We start from the raw sequence: 23,484 nt of genomic DNA, 5'->3' as shown, positions 1-23,484 counted from the left end.
CTTTCTTTACATCAACTGAATGGCCGTCCATTTTTGATGAGCCTATTGATGCTCCAGCAGAACCCGTGCAATTTTTTCCAGTTTGCTAAAATTATCGTGCACATAAGTAAGCCCGGCCTGGTAAAGGTTGCTGATGTTTTCAGGTGTGGCAATATCCATTTCCGAACAGGCTTCTTTTAATCCCGGCTCCACGCGGTAATAATTATCCTGGTTCTCTTTATCCAGGGTTAGAAACATTTGTGTTAACTGGTAAGAGACGGTTTCAGAATTGCCCGACATAAGGATATCGATCACAGGTTCCAGCCATTGAATTTCTCCCGCATGTTCAAAATGTTTGTAGCTGTATTTTTTCTTTACAGAACCTGTTCCCAGCGAGAGGATGATCATGTCTTTGGCAGAAGGCTTGTCTGTTTTTTCAGGATCATTTAAAAATTTTGAGAATTCAATTTTACGGGCTTCTGCGTAAGCGCACAGTGCAGGGTTGTTGGCATACATGCCGCCATCTACCAGAGTGAACGACTGGCCTGAAACAGATTCAATATGTGCCGGCGGAAAATAAGTAGGCGCTGCGGAAGTGGCTCTTGCCACATCAGCTACCTTAAAATTGTACAGCGCATTTTCGCGTGCATCGGTACTGGTAAAAAAAATGGCGTTGCGGTCTGTGATCTCGTAGGAGGTGATAAGGCTGGGTTTTATAAAATTGTCCAGGGTTTCTTCGCCAAAATAATGTTTTAGTAAACCGTACAAAGGCCCGGCAGAATAGCGCTCATGTATAATGCCGCCGGCACTGGTTATTTTTTCTATCAGCGGCCGGTCAAAGATGACATGCCCTTTCTTTAAATAGAGATCAAGCGCTTCCTGTGCGGAGTAGCGGGCCTTGCCATTTTCACCGGGTACTAAATACAGGCATGATAAAATGCCGCCGGTGCTGGTGCCGGCAATCATATCGAAATAGTCCCCGAGTTTGCAGGAGCTGTTGTTATCCATCTTTTGTAAAATCTTTTCCAGCTGCATCAGGATAGTGCCTGGTATAATGCCCCTGATGCCGCCACCATCAATTGATAAGATCCTTATTTTTTTCATACGCCGTAACTGATTAGACTAAAAAATACGTTTACTAAATATACTTTTTTATGGGTGCAATTACAAGTGTTCTTTTTAATTTATCAGGAGGAAAAATAACTGCAAAAACAAGAATGTTATGTAGCAGTGCAAAATGCCGGTAGCTGCAATCAGGAGTTTTAAAAGCTAAAAAAAACGCAGTCAAATACCATACTTCTCCAATCTTCTGTACAATGAAGCCCTCGTTAAACCCAGTTCCCGTGCGGTCTCTGTGATATTGCCATTAAATTTTTGCAGGGCTTTTTTTATCAGTAACACTTCCATATCTTCCAGCTGCAGCGTTTCAATTACCGGCGCATCTTCATTGGCCATGCGGAACCCTTTAAAATCTTCTGGCTGCAATGTATCACCCTGAGAAAGGATTACCGCTCTTTCAATGGCATGCTGCAATTCCCGTACGTTACCAGGCCAGTGATGTTTTTGTAATTGTTTTACCACGGTGGCATTCAGAGAGGCAACGGTACGGTTGTATTTTTTTGCATACACGTGTACAAAATAATCTGCCAGCAGGGGAATATCATCCTTCCGTTCCCGAAGCGGCGGCAACTGAATTTCAATGGTGTTGATGCGGTACAATAAATCCTGCCGGAACTGCTGATCGTTTACCATTTTATACACCGCTTTATTGGTAGCACACACAAGCCTTACATCAATGGGCTTTGCTTTATTGCTGCCTACTTTTGTTATGGTGCGGTTTTGTAAAACGGTAAGTAACTTAGCCTGCATCGGCAGAGAAATATTACCTATTTCATCTAAAAAAATGGTGCCGCCATCAGCTTCTTCCAGCTTGCCGGTACGGTCTTCTTTAGCATCGGTAAAGGAACCTTTTACATGACCAAACAATTCACTTTCAAACAGCGATTCAGAAATGGCGCCAAGATCTACCGTTACAAAAGGTTTGTCTTTTCTTTTGGATTGCTGGTGAATGTTTTTAGCCACCAGGTCTTTACCGGTTCCGTTTTCACCCAGTATTAAAATGTTGGCATCTGTTGCCGCAACCCGTTCGATGGTTGTAAGAATTTGCAGTATGCCTTCGCTGTTACCGATAAAGGGATGTTCGGCAAAAGAGGAGGTGTTTCTTTGATTGCGGTCGCCGGTAACTTTTGTTTTGGAAGCCCTTTTTTCTCTCGCCGCTTCCATTGCGTTTTTTAAGGTAGCTACCAGTTTATCATTTTGCCAGGGTTTTAAAACAAAATCCTTCGCACCCGATTTGATGGCCCGTACAGCCATTTCAACATCGCCATATGCAGTAAATAATACAACCGAAACCGAAGGATCAAGATCGAGTATTTTGTCCAGCCATTCAAAGCCTTCCTTTCCGCTGCTGAGGTCACGGGTAAAATTCATATCCAGGAGTATTACATCATACCCGCCACTGTTCACCCAATATGGAATCCGCAAGGGATTTTTTTCTGTATCCACTTGCCTGAAATGCCGTTTCAATAGTAAATTGGCGGCACTCAATACGCCGGCATCATCATCTACAATTAATATTTTTCCTTCAATGTTTGCTGTCATGTTGCCTGTAATTTTTAGCCGGTAACTTTTGGGTTCAAAAATATTGATATGCGGTTAAAAGTATTGCAAAAATTTTCCAATCAGGCAAGTTTTTATTGCTGTTCGCTGCTGTACAACAAGGTGTCCGATAGCGGACACTTTAAAGGGCTGTAAAAAGCATATTCCTTGCCTGTAAAGGGTTATATGGTTTGGCATAGCTATTGGCACAGGTGAACCAGAAAATAATCAACAATAGCAATGGACAAAAAAATTGAAAAGAAATTCTGGAATTCTAAACGGATTGTTTGGATCAGCGGCGGTACCCTGGTGGTGGCTTTGCTGGTGTATCAATTAATTTTTGCAGACAGAAGATCGAGTTTAAATGTAGACAAGGAAAAGATTACCGTATCCGATGTTACCCAGGGAATTTTTGATGAATTTATCGTGGTGAGCGGAGTAGTGAACCCAATTAAAACGTACCGCATCGATGCTATTGAAGGCGGTTATGTAAAGGAAAAAGTGATTGAAGGTGGCAACACTGTAAAAGCCGGCGATGTGATTTTGAAACTGGAAAATAACCGCCTGCAAATGGAATTTGTACAGCAGGAAACTGAGATCAACAGGCTGATCAATGAACTGCAAAATACCCGCCTGAAATTAAAAACGGATAAGTTTGGATTGCAACGCACCATGAACGATGTAGACTATCAGTTATCGCAGGCAAAGGATTACAACGACCGTAATGAAAAACTTTTTAAGGATAAAGTAATCAGTGAGCAGGAATACCTGAAAACAAAAAGAGACTACGAAAAATTGAAGGCGCAGCAAACCATTGAAGTAGAATCGCAGACCTATCAAAACGACAACAGTAAATTACAGGTGCAGCAGCTGACAGGAACGCTGCAGCACTCTCAGAAAAACCTGGAACTGATGAAGGAAAATTTAAGCAACCTGGTAGTAAAAGCACCGGTGAGCGGGTTGTTATCTTCTATCGAAGCTGAAGTAGGCAGCAGCATTACAGCAGGACAGAACATTGGCCAGATTGATGACCTGAATGGTTTTAAAATGCGTGCCGGTGTAGATGAACATTATATCAACAGAATTTTTGTAGGCCTGAAGGGCACAATGGAATTTAATAACCAGAACTACGATTTAGTAATAGCAAAAGTGTACCCCGAAGTAAAGGCAGGCCGTTTTGAAGTAGACATGACGTTCGCTGGAAAAACACCGGATGGCATCCGCCGCGGACAATCTGCTTCTATCCGTATGGAGCTGGGTAAATCATCCAAGTCCATACTGATTCCGGTAGGTGGATTCTTTTCTGAAACCGGCGGCAACTGGATATATGTGATGGATGCCAGTGGCAAAAAAGCCGTTAAACGAAACATTACGCTTGGAATGCGCAACCCCGAATTTTTCCAGGTGCTGGAAGGATTGAAACCGGGCGAAAAAGTAATCACCAGCAGCTATGAAAATTATGGCAAAAATGATGTACTCCAATTTTAGCAACCGACTGTTAATTTATTATAAAATGATGGTTATGAAAAAATACCTTTTACTATCTGCGATGCTGGCATTTGTATCTGTTGGAACAGCGACCGAGTGCGCCATTAAAACAACCAAATCAGCCTGCTGCGTAAAAAAGCAAAGCATAGCTGCTGCAGATGACTATTACGAAAATCACAATCTTATTTTCATTAAATATTTCTACTAACAACATACCCTGACGGGGCCGACAAAAACGAAACAATATGATTCAGATTAAAGAACTGCAGAAATTATTTTCAACCGAAGAAGTGGAGACCACCGCCCTTAACGGCATCAACCTGGAAATTAAAGAAGGTGAATTTGTTGCTATCATGGGGCCCAGCGGTTGCGGTAAGTCAACCCTGCTTAATATTGTCGGGTTGCTGGATAATCCATCCGGCGGCGATTACAATTTTTTTGGAACCGAAGTGGCCAAAATGACGGAACGTAAAAGAGCCCAGTTGCGGAAAGGCAATATAGGCTTCGTTTTTCAGAGTTTTAACCTGATTGATGAACTAACCGTTTTTGAAAATGTGGAACTGCCTTTAATCTACATGAACATGCCTGCCAAAGAGCGAAAAGCAAAAGTGGAAACCGTGCTGGAACGCATGAACATCATGCACCGCCGCAATCACTTTCCGCAGCAATTAAGTGGTGGTCAGCAGCAACGTGTAGCGATTGCGAGGGCCGTTGTAGCAAAACCAAAACTGATTTTAGCGGATGAGCCTACCGGTAACCTCGACAGTAAAAACGGGGAAGAAGTAATGAAGTTATTGCAGCAGTTAAATGAAGAAGGTACTACCATCATCATGGTAACGCACAGTCCTTATGATGCTGGATTTTCTCACCGCATTGTGAATTTGTTTGATGGTAAGGTGGTAACAGAAAACTTTCATGTATAAATTAATTTTCCAAACAATACAGATCAGGTAACATGTATTTTAAACTGGCGATACGCAATCTTAAAAAAAATAAACTGTTTACGGCCGTAAACATCATCGGTTTATCAGTTGGTATTGCCAGTGTAATGGCCTTGTCCTTTTCGGTTTACCAGTACATTACTACTGACAGGGTTTTTAAGGGAAAGGCAGATTTGTATTACCTTAAAACGTCCCTGCCTTCTGGTGACAATTATATGCAGACAACCTTTCCGCTTCTGGATGAAGTTGTCAGATCTTGCCCCGAGGTGGAAGCGGCCACCCATACACAAACATGGAATACTCCCTGGTTGAAGTATGGTGAAAAGGAAGCGCAGGAAAGAACAATGTATGTAGAAAGAGACTTTTTTAAAGTGTTTACTTTTCCATTAACGGCTGGCAACGCTGCCAATGCATTGGATGATAAATTTTCGGCGGTGATATCCTATAAAATTGCACGGCAATTATTTGGCACCGAAAATCCAATGGGCAAAACCATTACTGCCGACGACTCCCTGCAATTAACTGTTACCGGCGTGTTGGCGCCACAGGCCAATAATAACACCGTAAAAGCCGATGTTTTATTATCTATCGCACTACTGAAGGATAATAAAGATTTTATTGGGGGAGCCAACTGGTATAACACTTTTGCCAGCAATTTTTTGCGGTTAAAAAAGGGTACCAGTATACCAGCTTTTGAAGCCAAACTTGCAAAAATTGTAGCTGCCAATTATGCGCCGGAAAACAAGCAGAGTATCATAAAAGCAGTCTCTTATAGTAACATAAAAGAGGAGTCAGGGCCATTGATTGGTATCATCATTAAGGGTTCTGTTGGTGCTGCTATTTTTATCCTGCTCATCATTGTGGTTAACCTGGTTAACCTGAATGCTGCCACGATGTACACCCGCTCTAAAGAAGTGGGCGTACGGCAGATGATGGGAAGCGGAAAGAAAAATATCATCCTGCAATTTTGTGTGGAGAACGGCCTGCTGGTACTGTTTTCACTCGTATGTGGCGGGTTATTATTTATGTACCTGCTGCTGCCGCAGATGAACAAATTTACCGGTGACAACTTAGGCGAAAGCGTACTGAATATAAAACAGGATTATCCTTTTTTATTGCTTTTTATTTTGATTGGTGCAGTCATCACGATGGTAGCAGGTAGCCTGCCTGCCTCAAGGCTTACGGCCTTTAAAATAAGCGATGTTGTAAAAGGTAAACTGGGTAATATTAACAGCGGTCACGGTATGCGTAATGTTTTCATTACCGTTCAGTTTACACTGGCCATTGTATTTATTGGTATTACGGTCATTCTTAACCGGCAGATCAATTATATGCGGTCGGTATCTATCGGCTTCAACAAGGAAAATGTGGTGGTGGTAAAAACAGACCTGGCATTCAAAAATCCTGCTGCCGCCGGAGTTCACTTTGAAAGTTTGCTAAACCAGTTGAAAGCAGATGCGAATGTAAAATCATTTTCAACTACTAGTACAATACCCACAGCCTATTGGGATAATTACAATACCTATATTGAAACGGCGAGTGGCAAAGAAGTAAAATTAAAACACGCCGGTACGGACGCAGGTTACCTGAAGACTTTTGAAATACCATTGGTAGAAGGCCGCGATTTTGATGATGCCCTGGCTGCCACAGAAGGCAGTTCGATCATCATCAATAAAACAGCAATGAAGGCTTTTGGCTGGACTTCAGCCATTGGCAAAAAACTAACCTCTAAAGGCAGTAATGAAACAGCTACCGTTGTTGGAGTGATGGAAGATTTTAATTATCAGAATACGCAGGGAGCCATTGAACCATTATTACACTGGTACACAGGCAAACAAAAGCTGGCAGGTAATAATTACTTAAGTATTAATACAACTTCCGGTTATCAGCAGCAATTACTGCAACGGCTGCAGAAAGACTTTGCCGCGATGCCCGGCCGGAGACCGTTTAAATACGATTACATGAGCGATTTGGTGAATCAGCAATATACGCTGTTGAACGGCATTTTGTCTACCACCAACTTTATCGCCTTTTTGACAATATTGGTGGCAAGCATGGGTATGTTTGGACTGATTGCTTTGCTGGCAAAACAAAAAATAAAAGAGATCGGCGTACGGAAAGTGCTGGGGGCAAGCATACAAAATATTGTAGCGATGCTGTCGAAGGATTTTTTAAAACTGGTATTAGTGGCGAGCATCATCGCTTTGCCTGTTGCCTGGTACGCCATGCACAACTGGCTGAATGATTTTGCTTACCGCATTGAAATAAAATGGTGGATGCTCGTGTTGACCAGCGGGATCGCTGTTTTAATTGTACTGTTTACTGTAGGTTTTCAAAGTGTAAAAGCGGCATTGATGAACCCGGTAAAGAGTTTGAGAAGCGAGTGAGGCTTCCCGAATCCCCCGGGGGAACTTTGAATAGTTCAATGATATAAGCTCTTTACAGATACAGGTGATTAAAGAGCGAAAGTCTTAAGACCAAAATATATACCGGAAATAAAAGTATAAATAAAATATAAGGGAAACGCTTCAGCTTTATGCTTTTGCTTTCAGCTTATTAAAAACGCCTTAACGGCATAATACCATGTTTAAAAACTATCTCACAATTGCCTGGCGCAATCTTAAAAAACACAAAGCGTATACTGCCATCAATTTAGTGGGGCTGGTGGTGGCCTTCAGCAGTAGTATACTCGTTTTTTTAGCGGCTTATTTTGATCTGTCTTTTGATCGTTTTCATGCCAACAGTAACCATATTTTTCGTACTTATAGCAAAGTGCAGACACCCGAAGGGGTCCGCTACGGTAATTCAAGTGCCTATCCGTTGGCTCCGGCATTAAAACAAGCATTTCCTGAAGTAAAGTATGCTGCAAGGCTTAAATACGGAGGCAGTGCCGTACGGTATAAAGGGAAAGATTACAACAAATCCATCCGCACAACTGATCCTGATTTTTTGAAGATGTTTTCGTTTCCGGTAATTAAGGGCGATGCCAACACAGCGTTAAACGAACTGAGCAATGTTGTTTTAAGTAAGTCTTTTGCAAAAAGCATTTTTGGTGACGAAGAACCAATTAACAAAACCATCCAGTTAAAGCTGAATAACAAGTGGACTGATTTTATTGTAACGGCCATTATTGACGACTTTCCGCAAAATTCTTCCATTGAATATGATGGGCTTATCCGCATTGAAAATGCGGGTGATTATGTTGCCAATAAAAACGAATGGAATATGCAGAATCACAACGTTTTTATTCAACTGGCTGATAATGTAGACCAGGCGCAATTTGAAAAAAAAGCGCTCCATTTTTTATTAAAAAATAATCCGCCGAGTGTGGATGATATTCAAAAGGCGCATCTTAAGCCCGACGCCAACGGCAATTACGCAACGCTTTTACTAACGCCCCTGAAAGACGTTCACTTTTATGACGATAGTACCGGCGGTACAAAAAAAGGCTACGTGTATACGTTGTTTTTACTGGCATTTTTTATTATGCTGATAGCCAGTATTAATTTTATCAACTTGTCCATCGCCCGCTCTTTTACAAGGGCCAAAGAAGTCGGCGTTCGCAAATCCATTGGCGCCAACAAGGGGCAGATGTTTTTACAAATATGGGGCGAGTCGCTGCTGATTTGTTCCATCGCTTTTATTATTGGTTTGGCGGTTGCTTACTTTTTGCTGCCAGGTTTCCGTTCACTGTTTAACACAGTATTACCTTTTTCATTTATTGCGCAACCACTCACGTTGTTATGCATCCTGGCTTGTTTTGTAATGGTGTCGTTGATATCCGGCGGCTACCCGGCGTTGGTAATGTCGGGTTTTAATACAATTGAAATTTTAAAAGGAAAACTTACTTTAAGAAAAAGAGGCAGCCTGCGCAACAGCCTGATCGTTGTGCAGTTTTCCATCGCTGTTTTATTGATCTGCAGCACCGTGATTGTATTACAGCAACTGAATTATTTACGCAATTTGCCCCTGGGCTATAACAAACAGGAGGTAATCAGCGTGCCCGTTAATAATACGGTAGATGCCGGCACATTTATTCAAAGGATGCGAAATGAATTTTTAATGGATCCCAATGTGGTAGCCGTTTCTGGTACAAATATCAATATTGGCGACGGGCTGGACAACAGTGGCACCAGGCAGAGTTACGGATTTAATTACGGAGATAAAAATGTGCAAACTGATTGGCTGTACGTTGATTACGATTATTTGAAGACCCTTGATATTCCATTAAAAGCAGGACGGGATTTTGATAGAAATTTTGCAACAGATTCCATTACATCAGTAGTGGTAAATGAAAGCATGGCGAAGCAAATGGGGGATAAAGATGTAGTGGGAAAATTTTTGTGGCCTGATACTGCGCAACCAAAAATGCAGGTAATTGGCGTAATCCCTGATTTTCATTTGTATTCGCTGCATGAAAAAGTAGACCCGCTTACAATGCAAATTGGCAGAGGCTCATCAATGAGTTATGCATTACTGAGGATTAAGCCCGGCAATATGGTCACTATGATGGATAAGGTGAAAAAGTTTTGGAAAAGCGAACTGCCCGATAAAGAATTCCTCGGCTCTTTCCTGGATGAAAATACGGAGCGCTGGTTCAGGAAAGAACAGCAGCTATCGACTATTTACAGTATCGCTGCCGGCATTGCCATCATCATTTCCTGCATGGGTTTATTTGCCATTGCCTTGCTGATGATAGAACAGCGTATTAAAGAAATTGGCGTTCGCAAATCGTTGGGTGCAAGCGTGCAGGCCATCGTAACCATGCTTAGTAAAGACTTTATAAAACTCGTGCTGGTATCTATCATCATCGCTTCACCCATTGCCTGGTATGCCATGAATAATTGGTTGAAAGATTTTGCATATCACATCAGTATTCAATGGTGGGTGTTCGTGTTAACCGGTCTGCTGGCCATTGCTATTGCCGTGCTAACGGTAAGCTATCAAAGTATTCGTGCGGCGCTGATGAATCCGGTGAAGAGTTTGAGGAGTGAGTAAAAAGCTGCTCCCTGCCGCCATGGGGGCCGGCAGCCGCTGTATCGGGGGCTCTGTAGAAAATAGAAAAGTTTAAAATTCAAACTCCGCTATCTCTGCCAAGACCTTGACGTCGTGCCGGTAAACCAACAACTGAAAACATGTAAATATCATATCTATGTTCAGGAATTATTTTAAAACAGCCTGGCGAAATCTTTGGAAGAACCGCACGTTCAGCCTGCTGAATATTTCAGGGTTGGCGGTTGGTATATCCTGTGCCGCATTGATATTTTTATGGGTGGAAGATGAGTATACTTACAATGATTATTTTACCAACAGGGATCACCTGTACCAGGTAATGGATAACCAGGTGTACGATGGAAAAACCTATACGTTTGCATCCTTGCCCGGACCGTTTGCAAAGGCTGCTAAAGAAGAAATTCCTGGTATTAAAAATATTGTTAGAACTAACTGGGGCAACCGGGCACTCTTTAACTACCAGGAAAAAGGTGTGTATGCCAATGGCATGTATACAGATTCAGCTTTTCTTAAAATGTTTAACTATGAATTCATCCAGGGCAATGCTGCCAATGCATTCAGCCAGTTGTACTCGCTGGTGGTTACCGAATCAATGGCGAAAAAAATATTCAATAGCACGGATGTAATTGGCAGGCAATTGAAAATGGAAAACCAGCAGGACTATACCATTACTGCCGTTGTAAAGGATATGCCTTTAAACACCCGCTTTGCCAGGCAGGAATGGCTGGCGCCATTTGAAATTTTTGAAAAGCAAAACAACTGGCTGACAAGCTGGGGCAACAACGGCATTCAGAATTTTATTGAACTGGAACCTACCGCTAATGAAGCCGCGGTCAACAGCAAAATGTATGGCTTTATAAAAGCAAAAGATAAAGATGCCAGCGCCATGCCCTTTTTGCTGGCCGTTAAAGACTGGCGGCTGCGCAGCAATTTTGTAGATGGTAAACAAAGCGGTGGCAAAATAAAAATAGTGAAACTGTTTACCATTATTGCCTGGATCATCTTAATAATTGCCTGCATCAATTTTATGAATTTGTCCACCGCCAAAAGCGGCCCGAGGGCAAAGGAAGTGGGCGTACGCAAAGTAATGGGTTCGGCTAAAAGCATGCTGGTATGGCAGTTTATTTGCGAGGCAATACTCATGGCTTTTATAGGTGTAGTGATTGCCGTCGGCATTGTTGCATTGCTGTTGCCTGCATTTAATCTGCTGGTGGAAAAACAATTGTCTCCTGGATTGTTGCAACCGGCGCATCTTATTTCATTGGTTGTAATCGGGCTGTTGTGCGGTTTCATTGCGGGCAGTTATCCTGCCTTTTATCTTTCTTCGTTTCAACCGCTGGCTGTTTTAAAAGGCCTGAAGCTACAGGGCAATGGAGCCGGCTTTATCCGCAAGGGCCTGGTGATTACACAGTTTGTTATTTCCGTAGCACTGATCATTTGTACTATCATTATTTATGAGCAGGTAATGCATACCAAAAACCGCGAGCTTGGCATGAACAAGGATAACCTGGTAATGCTGAACCAGCAAATCATCAGTACTTCCGGTAAGGGTGACATCGGTTCACATTTTGAAAACATCAAAAATGACTTGGTGCAGACCGGGGTAGTAGAGCAGGCCGCACTCAGCAGCAGCGGGGCGTTTTCTGTCGGCAGCAATTCATCCAGTTTTAACTGGAAAGGAAAGGAAGCCACAAAAGACGTATTGATTTCTATGAACTGGGTTACGCCAGGTTACATTAATACCATGGGCATGCAGGTGCTTGCCGGACGTGACTTTCACCAGGATGGCTTTGCTGACAGCAATACGGTGATCATCAATGAAACACTTGCAAAGATGATAACACCTAAACAGTCGGCTGTGGTAGGTACGCAGATTGAAAGGGATAGTACAAACTTTGAAGTAGTAGGTGTAATAAAAGATTATGTATACAATAATGTGTATGGCGGTGTAGCGCCATTAATTATTTTTAACGATAAAAAAGCAGCCAATACCAGCAACCTGCTCATCCGTTTTAAACCCCGGCAGGATTATAAAACCGCACTTGCCAAAGTGGAAAGCGTTATTAAAACCTACAACCCAACTTACCCTTTTGAATACGAATTTGCCAGTGACAGTTTTAAAGAATTATTTATCAACGAAAATTTAATCGGAAAGCTCGCAGGCCTTTTTGCCGTGCTGGCGATTTTCATTTCCTGTCTTGGTTTGTTTGGTCTTTCGGCTTACACAGCAGAAAGAAGAGTGAAGGAGATTGGTATACGCAAAGTATTGGGCGCATCTGTGCAAAGCCTGGGTTCACTATTATCAAAAGAATTTGTAAGGTTGGTCGGTATTTCCTGCCTGCTGGCATTTCCGCTGGCCTGGTATTTTATGCATAAATGGTTACTCGATTATGAATACCGCATCACTATCAGTTGGTGGATGTTTGTGTTACCCGCGGTGATGGCTATGCTCATCACCATTATAACTGTAAGTTTCCAGGCAGCTAAGGCAGCTTTGATGAACCCGGTGAAAAGTTTGAGGAGTGAGTAGGAAGCCTGGCCCCCCTGCCCCCAAGGGGGGTGTGAAATGCATAGTTCACTTTTGGATGGACAAAAAGAAAATTGAATAAAAGAAAAAATAAAAGCCAAAATATAGTAACTAAAACAGCACCCTGACGTATTACCGGCAAAAACCAAAAAGTAAAGAATTCAAACATCTTAACAGCTTAAGCTATGATAAAGAATTATTTTAAAATTGCGTGGCGCAACCTGATGAAATATAAATTTATTTCTTTCATCAACCTGTTTGGGTTAACTGTGGGTTTAACCTGTTGCCTGTTAATTTCAACCTATATTTTAGATGAACTGAGTTATGATAGGTATAACAAAAACGCAGACAATATTTACCGCGTAACCAGGACTTTTAATAATGGCAATGGCGCTGTATCGCTCAAGCTGAGCACCGTGGCGCCTGCTTTTGGTTATTATTTCCCGACCGATTTTCCGGAGATACAAAAGATGACCAGGTTGCTGGACAATGGCCTTACACCGGTGCGATATGGTGAAAAAAAATTCAATGAAAAGAGCATCTTTTTTGCGGATGAAAACCTGTTTGATGTTTTTACAGTGAAGGTGGTAAAAGGCAGTCCGAAGAAAGCGTTGACAGATCCTTTTTCAATGATGCTGTCAGAAGAAGAAGCAACAAAATATTTTGGCAATGAAGACCCGATCGATAAACTGGTAAGGGTTAACAGCCAGTTCGATTTTAAAGTAACCGGCGTTTACGAAGCCTTTCCTTCCAATGCCCATATGCATCCGGGTATGCTGCTGTCGTTTAGTTCCCTGCGGGATTCTGTATTGTATGGCGAAGAAGCGCTGCGTACCAGCTGGGGCAACAATGCATTTTTTACTTACCTGCTGTTGCCGGATAAATTCAGCGCCCAACGCATAGAGGCGCAGTTTCCGGCGTTTGTTGACAAGCACATGGATCATAAAGATTACCAGGGCAAAAATCCATCCCTGTTTACAAAACTGGAACTGCAAAAATTAACAGATATCCACCTGCACTCGCATACAGATTATGAAGCAGAACAAAATAGCGACATCAGCCGCGTGTATATTTTTTCCATCATCGCCTTGTTTATCCTGCTCATTGCTTGTATCAATTACGTCAATTTATCTACCGCCCGCTCTGCGTTACGTGCCCGTGAAATCGGCATCCGTAAAGTAATCGGTGCCAACAAGAAAGAACTGATTCTGCAGTTCCTTGGTGAGTCTGTATTAATTTGCTGGGTGGCAACGTTGCTAGCTTTCGCATTCACTTACTTTAGTTTGCCGCTGCTGAATACAGTCTCTGGTAAATCCATTTCATTATCGGTGCTTTTCAAATGGCAGGTGATTGTGCCTTTGTTGTTAACGCCATTTTTCATTGGCATCGTCTCAGGTATTTATCCTGCGCTCTTCATGTCTTCTTACCAGCCTATTAAAACACTTAAAGGTTTATTTAAAGTAAATGGCGGAAGTATTTCGTTTAGAAAGGCATTGGTGGTTACACAATTTGCTGTAAGCATTATACTTATCATCACAACCATTGTAGTGTTTCAGCAGCTGCACTACATGCAAAAAAAATCGCTGGGTTTTGATAAAGACCGCATCGTTACCATGTCATATACCAATGCCATCAGCAAGCAATATGAACCATTCAGAAATGAGCTGCTGCAGGATGTGGCCTTTAAAGATGTAACCCGCTCTTCCAGGATACCAACCGGCCGCTTGCTGGATAATATGGGGGCATTTTTGTTTGCCAGTGATTCAGCCATGCCCATCACCACCGACATTAAATTCGTGAGTGTCGATCATGATTTTGTATCCACTTTTGGTATACCCGTTAAACAGGGCCGCTTCTTCTCACGAAACTATGGTACCGATACCTCCAGCTTTGTAGTGAATGAATCTGCAGTAAAGGCAATGGGTTTTAAAGATGCCGGTGAAGCAGTCAATAAAGAGTTTAAATACGGCAATACAAAGGGTCATATTATTGGTGTCATCAACGACTTTCATTTTGAATCCATGCACCAGCCCATTGTTCCCATGGTGTTGTTATTGCTGCCACCCAGCCAGGTGTACTTCAATAATTTTTCTGTAAAAATTGCCAGCAGTAACCTGACTGCATCACTCAATCATTTAAGCAGTATATGGACAAAATATTTTCCTGAAACACCTTTTGAGTACCATTTTTTAGACGACCAGTTTGATAAGCTATACGATTCAGAACAGCGCCAGGCCACGCTCTTCATCTCTTTCGCCTGCATCGCCATATTCATTGCCTGTCTTGGTTTATTTGGCCTTTCAGCCTTTGCCATCACGCAACGCATCAAGGAAATTGGTGTAAGAAAGGTATTGGGTGCCAACGTCAACAGCATTGTCGGGCTGCTGTCGAAAGATTTCCTGGTACTGGTAGCAGTGGCAGCCATACTGGCCTTCCCGGTGGCATGGTACGCCATGCACAATTGGTTGAAAGATTTTGCCTACCGCATCGATATACAATGGTGGGTATTTATTGTTGCCGGCGTGCTGGCGGCATTAGTTGCATTCTTTACGGTGAGCGCACAGGCATTAAGAGCAGCGGTTGCAGATCCTGTAAAAAGTTTACGAAGCGAATAATTCTATTCATTTCCTGAAGCGAAAAAATGTGGTGTTCATAAATTAAAAATATTTGTCCGGGCCGGGAAGCAATGTTCATCATCCTTGCGTCGCCCTCTTGTACAAAAACAGCTTTGTTGAACCTTTATTAAAGGGTAGCAAAAAACCGAATTAAAAAAATAAAGAACAGGTATGCTGAAAAATTATTTCAAAATAGCCTGGCGCAACTTAGGTCGCAATAAAGGCTTTTCCTTCATCAACATTTTAGGACTTGCCATTGGTATGGCCAGTGCCATTCTTATTCTTTTGTGGATTGGCAATGAGGTAAGCCATGACCGGTTTCATGCAAAAAAAGATCGTTTGTATGTTGCCAATAACAGGGATAAATTTAATGGCGAGGTATGGGCATGGGGTACTACATCAAAACCCCTCGGTCCTGCCTTAAAACAGGGCTATCCGGAAGTGGAAGATGCCGTACGGGTGCGGAATGCTGATTTTTTATTAACCCTGGGCGAAAAGCACCTGAACGTTTCCGGCATCTTCAGCGACACCGGATTTCTACACATGTTTAGCTTTCCGTTGATCAAGGGTAATCCGGATGCGTTGAAGGGCAATTACAACATTGTGCTTACGCAAAAGCTGGCAAAAAAATTATTCGGTGATGAGGAAGCCATGGGCAAATCTATCAGGGTTGATAGTTCGGATTATTTTACCGTGGCCGGTATTCTGAAGGATTTACCAAACAACACTTCCTTTAATTTTGAATACATCATTCCCTGGCCTTACCTCAGTAAAATTGGTGGCGATGATAGCAGCTGGACGAATAACGGGATCAGGACTTTTGTATCACTGAAGCCATATGCAACGCAGGCAGCCTTTGATGCAAAGATCCGGAACATCACCATCGATCACACCAAAAGCACGGAGAAATCAACCACACAGGTATTTACACAATTGTTCAGCGATGCCTGGTTGTATTCACGTTCGGAGAATGGAAGGTATGTCGGAGGTCGCATAGAGAGAGTCAGATTGTTCTCCATCATTGCTGTATTTATTTTGCTGATAGCCTGCATTAATTTTATGAACCTAAGTACAGCCCGGAGTGAAAAAAGAGCCAGGGAAGTAGGTGTGCGAAAGGCAGTAGGCGCAAATAAAAGCTCGCTCATCGGGCAGTTCATCGGCGAAAGTATTTTGCTTTCGTTTTTTGCCGGTATCATCGCCGTTGTAATCGTACAACTAACATTGGGTAGTTTCAATAAGCTGGTCGATAAACAATTGTTCATCGATTTCCTGAATCCATGGTACTGGTTGTTTGCCATCAGTTTTATTTTAATTACAGGCCTGCTTGCCGGCAGTTATCCTGCATTCTGCCTATCTGCTTATCAACCGGTTAAAGTGTTGAAGGGCACATTTAAGGCAGAGAACGCATTGGTTACGCCACGTAAAATTTTGGTAGTATTGCAATTTACATTTGCCATTGCGCTCATCATTTGCACAATTATTGTCCGCAATCAAATCAGGTATGCACAGCAGCGGGATAGCGGCTACTCCCGCAGTAACCTGGTATACACTTCGCTGCAGGGCGAAGCCGATAAAAATTATCATTTGATAAAGACGGAATTGCTCAGCACGGGCGCCGCAGTGGCCGTCACCAAATCTATGAGCCCCATCACGCAACACTACAGCGATGGGTGGGGTTTTAAATGGCCGGGCAGTAACGAAGAAGATGAAAAAACTGATTTTATCAGGATGTCTTCAGACGCGGATTTTGTAAAAACAATGGGGGTGCAGCTGGTGCAGGGAAGAGATATTGATGTCAACAGTAATGTAGCTGATTCCACTGCTATCCTGCTAAACGAAACTGCGGTAAAAATTATGCGGTTAAAGGATCCGCTTGGGCAAATCATCAGAGCAGATGGTCAGGAATGGCATGTAGTAGGTGTTTTAAAAGACTTCATTTATCAGTCGCCGTATGAGAAGATTTCGCAGCTGGTAGTCATGGGGCCAAAGTCATGGTTCAATACAATTCATGTAAAACTGAATCCTGCAAAACCCGTTACGGAAGATATAGCATTGATGGAAAATACTTTTAAAAAGTATAATACACAATATCCCTTTGAATACAAATTTGTGGATGATAGTTACGCCAAAAAGTTTGACGATGAAAAACGGATTGGAATGCTGGCGGCGCTGTTTGCCGGTCTCACCATTTTTATTTCCTGCCTCGGTTTGTTTGGGCTTGCCACTTACATGGCAGAAAACCGCATCAAGGAAATCGGAGTTCGTAAAGCACTGGGCGCAAGTGTTTCCAGTATCACCACACTTTTATCTAAAGATTTTTTAAAGCTGGTGATTATATCCTTTGTCATCGCATCACCGATAGCCTGGTGGGCAATGACAAAATGGTTAAAGGCATTTACCTACCACATAAGTGTAGAGTGGTGGGTGTTTATAGCTACCGGGTTGTTATCAGTCTTTATAGCCCTGAGTACGGTCAGTTACCAGGCAATAAGAGCGGCACTTGTAAACCCGGTAAAAAGTTTAAGAGCGGAATAGTATTTAAACAACAACAAAACCCTTTAATATATGAAAAAGATACATTTTTTTGCCGCAGCCTTGCTGATGATGACTTCATCTGCCCTGCAGGCGGAGGTTACAAGCGTTAAGCATTTTGAAAAGATTATTGTAAGTCCGTACATACGGGTAACATTTGTGGAGGGCGATAAGGAAGAAGTAAATGTTGAAAACTGTTCGGTAGACAAGCGTAAACTGCACATGGAAGTCAATAATAAAACACTTTGGGTATACCTCGATGGCGCCAAGCAAATTCCAAAAAATGAAACCTCTTATGAAAATGGATACAAGGAGAAACATTCTATTTACAATGGTACGGTGGTAACAGCAACCATCACGTATAAAACGCTGAACAGCCTTTCTATCCGCGGAGATGAAACGCAATTGTTTAAAAGCCCGGTTGCTGCTGATGAGTTTGACCTGAAGCTATATGGTGAAACAAAACTTACTATGAACGAAGTCAATTTTGGCGAACTGCATACCAAATTATACGGCGAAAATACGCTTGAAATAAAAGCCGGCACCATTAAGGAACAGCACTATACATCTTATGGCGAAAGCAAAATAAACACGATTGCTGTTAACGGCCGCAGTAGTTATGTCGTGAGTTATGGTGAATCGGATTTTACATTGAACGCAGCTGATAAAATTAAAGTGACCGCATTCGGCGATGCAAAATTGCATTACAAAGGCGATCCCGAGATAGTAAAGGGAATACACATCGGCGATATGCTGATTGATAAAATAAATTAACCGGAAGGCCGGGCATAATGCAGATTAATAGGAGGATAACAACAGAAATGAAATACGATGTTTAAAAATTTTATAAAAATTGCTTTCAGAAATATCTTCCGTAACAAAGTGTATGCGGCCATCAACATTGCCGGACTTGCCATGGGCATTGCAGCTTTTTTATTGCTGGCGGAATACATCAGCCTGGAGAAAAGTGTTAACCAGTTTCATAAAAGTCTGTCTGGCATGTACCGGCTTATTAATGAAGATGCAGCCGGTAAAACATGGCCTGAACAGGAGCCTGGCTGGGCCTTGCAGGCCAGGCAGCGTTTTCCGGAATTAAAAGAATATTGCCGCTTTGCTGATGATGTTGCCAAAGGCATTGTAAGTAAAAACGACAACAGCAAGCAGGCTTACCGGGAAAACCAAATTGGTTATGCAGAAGGTAATTTTTTCAATTTTTTCAGCTTTCCTTTAAAGCAGGGATCGCCTGCGGACTTCAATAAAACCAATACCTGTTTTATGTCTGCATCAGCTGCCAAAAAATATTTTGGAGATACAGACCCAATTGGCAAAACGCTTACTTTAAACAACCAGTTTGGCGCTGCACTTTATACAGTGGAAGGTGTATATGCTGATATGGGCAACAACAGCGACATCCATTACGATATGGTGTTTTCGCTGGAAACCTTAAAAAATCCAGCCAATTTAAATGATAACGATTGGGCCAGACTAGACAATCTTTCATCGCAATACATCAACACCTATTTTGAATTGAATGAAGGCGTAAACGCAGCCAGCTTTGAAAAAAAGCTTACTGCCATGCGCAATGAATTAAAGAAAGATAAAGACGGTGTGCAGTTTCATTTGCAGGCTTTCTCTGCAGTACATTTGGGTTCTTCTTTAAGCGACCGCTACCTTACCTACGGCAACCTGAAATATGTGTATATGTTAGGCGCTATCGCATTCTTAATCCTGCTGATTGCCTGGTTCAATTATATCAATTTATCTACTGCCAACTCTATCAAACGGGCTGGTGAAGTAGGCATCAGGAAAGCAATTGGTGCCAGCAGGCAAAGCCTTGTAGCACAATTTATGGGCGAGTCTGTACTGATCAATTTAATTGGATTTACCGTTGCGATTGCGCTGGTAATACTGATACAACCTTTGTTTAATCAACTTATCAACAAAACCATTTCACTGCAAACATTGGGTACCACAAAAACATGGTTGTTTGCATTGGCATTACTGGTGGCTGGTTCTGTTTTTTCCGGTGCCTACACCGCGTTTTCTTTATCCAGGTATAATCCGATTGACACATTAAAAGGGAAAATAGGTTCTACCGCCAAAGGTATTTTTTTACGCAAGTCGCTGGTGGTAGCGCAGTTTGTTATTTCCATTGTGCTCATCATTGCGACCATACTTATTTACACCCAGCTCAGCTACATGAAGAATCAGCAACTGGGCATCAATACCAGCCAGCTGCTGGTGATACAAGGCCCTGAAACCGGCAAGGACAGTACATTTAAAAACCGCCGTTCTGCTTTCTGGGATGAATTGTCGCAGCAAAGTTTCATAAAAGATTATGCCACTTCCGGCGCCGTACCCAGCAAAGGCTACAACTTTGCCACCAGTGGATTTACGCAGCCAAACTCAAAAAAAGGAGATGAATTAAAAACCTATGCCTTTGCTATCATTGGCGACCGGTTTTTAAAGGCGTATGATATTGGCCTGGTTGCCGGCAGAAATTTTACCGCAGCAGAATGTAATGTGGAATGGAATTCCAACAGCAAAGTGCTGATGAATGAAACGGCAGTAAAACAACTGGGCTTTCAAAACCCGGAAGACATTTTACACACCAAAATTCAATGGGACGAACGGGCGCTGGATGTAGTAGGCGTGGTAAAAGACTATCACCATAAAAGCCTGCAAAATGCCATCGATCCGATCATCTTTTATCCGCAAAACAACAGCACTTATTTTACTGTCCGTTTAACGGCGGATAAGATGCAGGATAAAATGGCCTTCCTGGAAAAACTCTACAAAAAAAGTTTCAGCGGTAATCCTTTTGAATTCTTTTTTGTAGATGATAATTATAACAAAAGTTACCTGTCTGAAAAGCAATATGGCGACATGTTTTCCTCTGCCGCTATCTGGGCCATCTTTATCGCTTGCCTGGGTTTGTTTGGTCTCACCACTTTTACGGTGGAAAGCCGCATTAAAGAAATTGGTGTACGAAAAGTATTGGGCGCCAGTGTACAAAGCATTGTATCACTATTGTCAAAAGATTTTTTACTGCTGGTGTTAATTGCCTTGCTGATTGCTACGCCGGTAGCCTGGTACTTCATGCACCAGTGGCTGCAGGATTTTGCATATCGTATCGATATCGGTTGGTGGGTATTTGCACTGGCGGGCTGCATTGCAGTAGCCATTGCACTCTCTACCGTTTTTTACCAGGCAGTAAAAGCGGCGATCACTAATCCTGTGAAGAGTTTGAAGGCGGATTAGGTGATGGATAATTCTATAGTGAATGATTTATAATAAAAATTGATTGTTATGTTTAGAAACTACGTAAAAATCGCCTGGAGAAATTTATTCAGGAATAAGGGTTTCTCCCTTACCAATTTGCTTGGCCTAACCATTGGCATCACTTGTGCCATACTCATCCTGTTATGGGTGAAGGATGAGGTGAATTACGATAAGTCGCAAAAGAACTACAGCGAAGTGTACAAGGTAATGGGCCATCGCAATTTCAACAATACCATTTTTACAGATGAGGCCATGGTGCTGCCGTTGGCCGCATCTTTAGAGCAACAGATACCACAGGTAAAACACGCAGTTGTTACTACCTTTCGTCAGCCTTATATACTGACCAATGGTGAAGCCAAATTGAAGAAAGATGGTTATACGGTAAGTGAACATTTTTTTGATGTGTTCTCTTATAAATTTATCAGGGGAAATGCGATCAATGCCATCCGGGAGCCAGCTTCTATTGTGCTCACGGAATCTGCGGCAAAAGCTTTATTTGGTGACGCCGACCCAATCAACAAAACAGTGAAGGTAGATAATGAACGGGATGCTAAAGTAACTGCTGTTGTCGCAGACGTGCCCGGTAATTCGAGCATACAATTCGATTGCATTATGCCGTTCAATTATGCAGACGAAAGCCTGAAGCGATCCATGGCCAACTGGCAAAATTCATCCTGGCAGGTGTACCTGCAAACCTTACCCGGCGCTGGTATAGCTGCTATAGAAAAAAAGATCAACGAGATAAAAGTGTTGCATGATCCCGGTGATAAAAAGATCACATCTTACTTTGCTTTCCCTATGAGCAAGTGGCGGCTGTACAGTGATTTTAAAGACGGAAAAAATGTAGGCGGCATGATAGAGTATGTGCGGTTGTTTACCATCATCGCCATCATAATATTGCTGATAGCCTGCATCAATTTTATGAACCTGTCAACCGCCCGCTCAGAAAAAAGAGCGAAAGAAGTCGGCATTCGTAAAACACTGGGTTCAGAAAAAAAGCAGCTCGTGATACAATTCTTTTTTGAATCCATCATACTGGCGCTTATCTCTTTTGTGTTTTCAATTTTGGCGGTATACCTTTTGTTACCGGCATTTAATACCCTCGTTGAGAAGCAACTGTTTCTTGATTTTACACAACCTCAATTCTGGCTGGCAGCATTTGCCATCATCGTATTTACCGGTGTGGTAGCGGGCAGTTATCCTGCAATATACCTGTCTTCTTTCAGCCCCATCAAAGTGTTGAAGGGCACCTTCAATCCCGGCAAAAATGCAGTATTGCCAAGGCATTTTTTGATCGTCGGTCAGTTCGTAATTTCTATCTTGCTCATCTCTGCCACCATCATCGTATACCAGCAAATCAACCTCGTAAAAAACAGGGCAACGGGATACAACCCCAATAACCTGATCTCCATTCCAGGCTCACCCGAAACGCAAAAAAATTATACAGTTATTAAAAATGAACTGTTACAGACTGGCCTGATTAGTTCGGTAACAAGAACCATGTCGCCCATTACTGAAATTTACTGGAAGTCGCCTGCACCAGACTGGACGGGCAAACCGGCCAATCTCAATCTTATTTTTACAGGCCTTACAACTGACAATGATTTTACAAAAACGATGGGTATTAAGGTATTGCAGGGCAAAGATTTTTCAGGCGCCGCGGTTGACAGTTCTTCCGTTTTGTTGAATGCGGCGGCTGTACAAGCTATGAATATAAAAGATCCGGTTGGCATGCAGATACGTAACGGCAATAAGGAGTTTACGGTGATTGGGGTAGTAAACAATATCGTGATGGAATCTCCTTTTACTCCCGTAGATCCGATGATGGCTTTTTATAACCCTGACAATTCCAACTGGATCAGTATGCGGTTGAATAGGGATGTACAACCACAGCAAGCGCTTACGGCCATAGAAACGGTTTTCAAAAAGTACAATCCTGCAGTACCATTTGAGTACCGGTTTGTTGATAAAGAATTTCAGCGCAAGTTTTTAACGGAAGATCTCATCAGTAAGCTGGCGAACATTTTTGCGCTGCTCGCCATTTTTATTTGTTGTATTGGTTTGGCTGGCTTGGCTTCTTTCACCATTATTAAACGCCTTCGTGAAATTGGCGTAAGAAAAGTATTGGGTGCTACTATTCAGCAATTGCTGCTCCTCATCTCCAAAGAATTTTTAAAGCTGGTTGCTATAGCATTCATCATAGCAGTTCCGCTTACATGGTGGTGTATGCACAACTGGTTGTTGAAATACGATTACCGGGTAAATATCAGTATTTGGGTATTTGCAATCGTCGGCATTTTAATGTTGCTGTTAACGATGGCGGTGGTAGGCCTCAATACGATCAGTGCAGCCATGCGCAACCCGGTGAAGAGTTTGAAAGCAGACTGATTGAATGAATAACTTTTTAATGGATAATTGATAATGACAGCAACGCAGGTAAGGGGGATAG

Annotated in this window: 13 protein-coding genes; 11 read left to right on the top strand and 2 right to left on the bottom strand. The window is 42.4% G+C overall.

The features are described from left to right. Positions 1-42 precede the first annotated feature (42 nt). Both JWR61_RS22935 and JWR61_RS22930 read right to left on the bottom strand, forming a co-directional pair. Positions 43-1,083 (bottom strand): patatin-like phospholipase family protein, encoded by a 1,041-nt coding sequence (locus JWR61_RS22935; RefSeq protein WP_301930039.1) that lies wholly within the window; start codon positions 1,081-1,083, stop codon positions 43-45. A gap of 180 nt (positions 1,084-1,263) precedes the next feature. After that, on the bottom strand, positions 1,264-2,640 hold the full coding sequence (locus tag JWR61_RS22930; protein ID WP_290337252.1) for a sigma-54 dependent transcriptional regulator: 1,377 nt from the start codon (positions 2,638-2,640) through the stop codon (positions 1,264-1,266). 237 nt (positions 2,641-2,877) lie between these two features. Between JWR61_RS22930 and JWR61_RS22925 the strand changes: the two genes are divergently transcribed. From JWR61_RS22925 to JWR61_RS22875, 11 genes are all read left to right on the top strand, one after another. Then, on the top strand, positions 2,878-4,125 hold the full coding sequence (locus tag JWR61_RS22925) for an efflux RND transporter periplasmic adaptor subunit (RefSeq protein ID WP_290337251.1): 1,248 nt from the start codon (positions 2,878-2,880) through the stop codon (positions 4,123-4,125). Positions 4,126-4,159: 34 nt separating this feature from the next. Beyond that, a complete protein-coding gene (locus tag JWR61_RS22920) occupies positions 4,160-4,333 on the top strand; it encodes a hypothetical protein (protein ID WP_301930038.1) in 174 nt (57 codons plus the stop codon). A 37-nt stretch (positions 4,334-4,370) separates the two neighbouring features. Further along, entirely contained in the window at positions 4,371-5,048 is a 678-nt protein-coding gene (locus JWR61_RS22915; protein ID WP_290337249.1) for an ABC transporter ATP-binding protein, read from the top strand. Between the two features lie 32 nt (positions 5,049-5,080). Beyond that, on the top strand, positions 5,081-7,453 hold the full coding sequence (locus tag JWR61_RS22910) for an ABC transporter permease (RefSeq protein ID WP_301930037.1): 2,373 nt from the start codon (positions 5,081-5,083) through the stop codon (positions 7,451-7,453). 196 nt (positions 7,454-7,649) lie between these two features. Further along, positions 7,650-10,064 (top strand): ABC transporter permease, encoded by a 2,415-nt coding sequence (locus tag JWR61_RS22905; protein ID WP_301930036.1) that lies wholly within the window; start codon positions 7,650-7,652, stop codon positions 10,062-10,064. A 154-nt stretch (positions 10,065-10,218) separates the two neighbouring features. Beyond that, entirely contained in the window at positions 10,219-12,609 is a 2,391-nt protein-coding gene (locus tag JWR61_RS22900; RefSeq protein WP_301930035.1) for an ABC transporter permease, read from the top strand. Between the two features lie 182 nt (positions 12,610-12,791). After that, positions 12,792-15,221 carry an ABC transporter permease gene (locus JWR61_RS22895; RefSeq protein ID WP_301930034.1) on the top strand — a complete coding sequence of 810 codons (2,430 nt, stop codon included), beginning with the start codon at positions 12,792-12,794 and terminating at the stop codon, positions 15,219-15,221. Between the two features lie 171 nt (positions 15,222-15,392). Beyond that, the gene (locus JWR61_RS22890; RefSeq protein WP_301930033.1) at positions 15,393-17,756 is read left to right on the top strand and encodes an ABC transporter permease; all 2,364 of its coding nucleotides are present in this window, start codon (positions 15,393-15,395) and stop codon (positions 17,754-17,756) included. Positions 17,757-17,786: 30 nt separating this feature from the next. Continuing rightward, entirely contained in the window at positions 17,787-18,527 is a 741-nt protein-coding gene (locus tag JWR61_RS22885) for a DUF2807 domain-containing protein (protein WP_301930032.1), read from the top strand. A gap of 57 nt (positions 18,528-18,584) precedes the next feature. Further along, positions 18,585-21,014: an ABC transporter permease gene (locus JWR61_RS22880; RefSeq protein ID WP_301930031.1), complete on the top strand. Its 2,430-nt coding sequence runs from the start codon at positions 18,585-18,587 to the stop codon at positions 21,012-21,014. 48 nt (positions 21,015-21,062) lie between these two features. Continuing rightward, entirely contained in the window at positions 21,063-23,423 is a 2,361-nt protein-coding gene (locus JWR61_RS22875; RefSeq protein ID WP_301930030.1) for an ABC transporter permease, read from the top strand. Positions 23,424-23,484: the final 61 nt, after the last annotated feature.

The sequence above is a fragment of the Ferruginibacter sp. genome (assembly GCF_028288465.1).
Taxonomy (GTDB): domain Bacteria; phylum Bacteroidota; class Bacteroidia; order Chitinophagales; family Chitinophagaceae; genus Ferruginibacter.
The sequence above is the reverse complement of the archived record's forward strand: the minus strand, read 5'-3'. Positions and strand labels throughout refer to the sequence as shown.

Coding starts and splice junctions, on each gene's coding strand:
- JWR61_RS22935 (WP_301930039.1), bottom strand. CDS start 1,083: ATGAAAAAAATAAGGATCTTATCAATTGATGGTGGCGGCATCAGGGGC.
- JWR61_RS22930 (WP_290337252.1), bottom strand. CDS start 2,640: ATGACAGCAAACATTGAAGGAAAAATATTAATTGTAGATGATGATGCC.
- JWR61_RS22925 (WP_290337251.1), top strand. CDS start 2,878: ATGGACAAAAAAATTGAAAAGAAATTCTGGAATTCTAAACGGATTGTT.
- JWR61_RS22920 (WP_301930038.1), top strand. CDS start 4,160: ATGAAAAAATACCTTTTACTATCTGCGATGCTGGCATTTGTATCTGTT.
- JWR61_RS22915 (WP_290337249.1), top strand. CDS start 4,371: ATGATTCAGATTAAAGAACTGCAGAAATTATTTTCAACCGAAGAAGTG.
- JWR61_RS22910 (WP_301930037.1), top strand. CDS start 5,081: ATGTATTTTAAACTGGCGATACGCAATCTTAAAAAAAATAAACTGTTT.
- JWR61_RS22905 (WP_301930036.1), top strand. CDS start 7,650: ATGTTTAAAAACTATCTCACAATTGCCTGGCGCAATCTTAAAAAACAC.
- JWR61_RS22900 (WP_301930035.1), top strand. CDS start 10,219: ATGTTCAGGAATTATTTTAAAACAGCCTGGCGAAATCTTTGGAAGAAC.
- JWR61_RS22895 (WP_301930034.1), top strand. CDS start 12,792: ATGATAAAGAATTATTTTAAAATTGCGTGGCGCAACCTGATGAAATAT.
- JWR61_RS22890 (WP_301930033.1), top strand. CDS start 15,393: ATGCTGAAAAATTATTTCAAAATAGCCTGGCGCAACTTAGGTCGCAAT.
- JWR61_RS22885 (WP_301930032.1), top strand. CDS start 17,787: ATGAAAAAGATACATTTTTTTGCCGCAGCCTTGCTGATGATGACTTCA.
- JWR61_RS22880 (WP_301930031.1), top strand. CDS start 18,585: ATGTTTAAAAATTTTATAAAAATTGCTTTCAGAAATATCTTCCGTAAC.
- JWR61_RS22875 (WP_301930030.1), top strand. CDS start 21,063: ATGTTTAGAAACTACGTAAAAATCGCCTGGAGAAATTTATTCAGGAAT.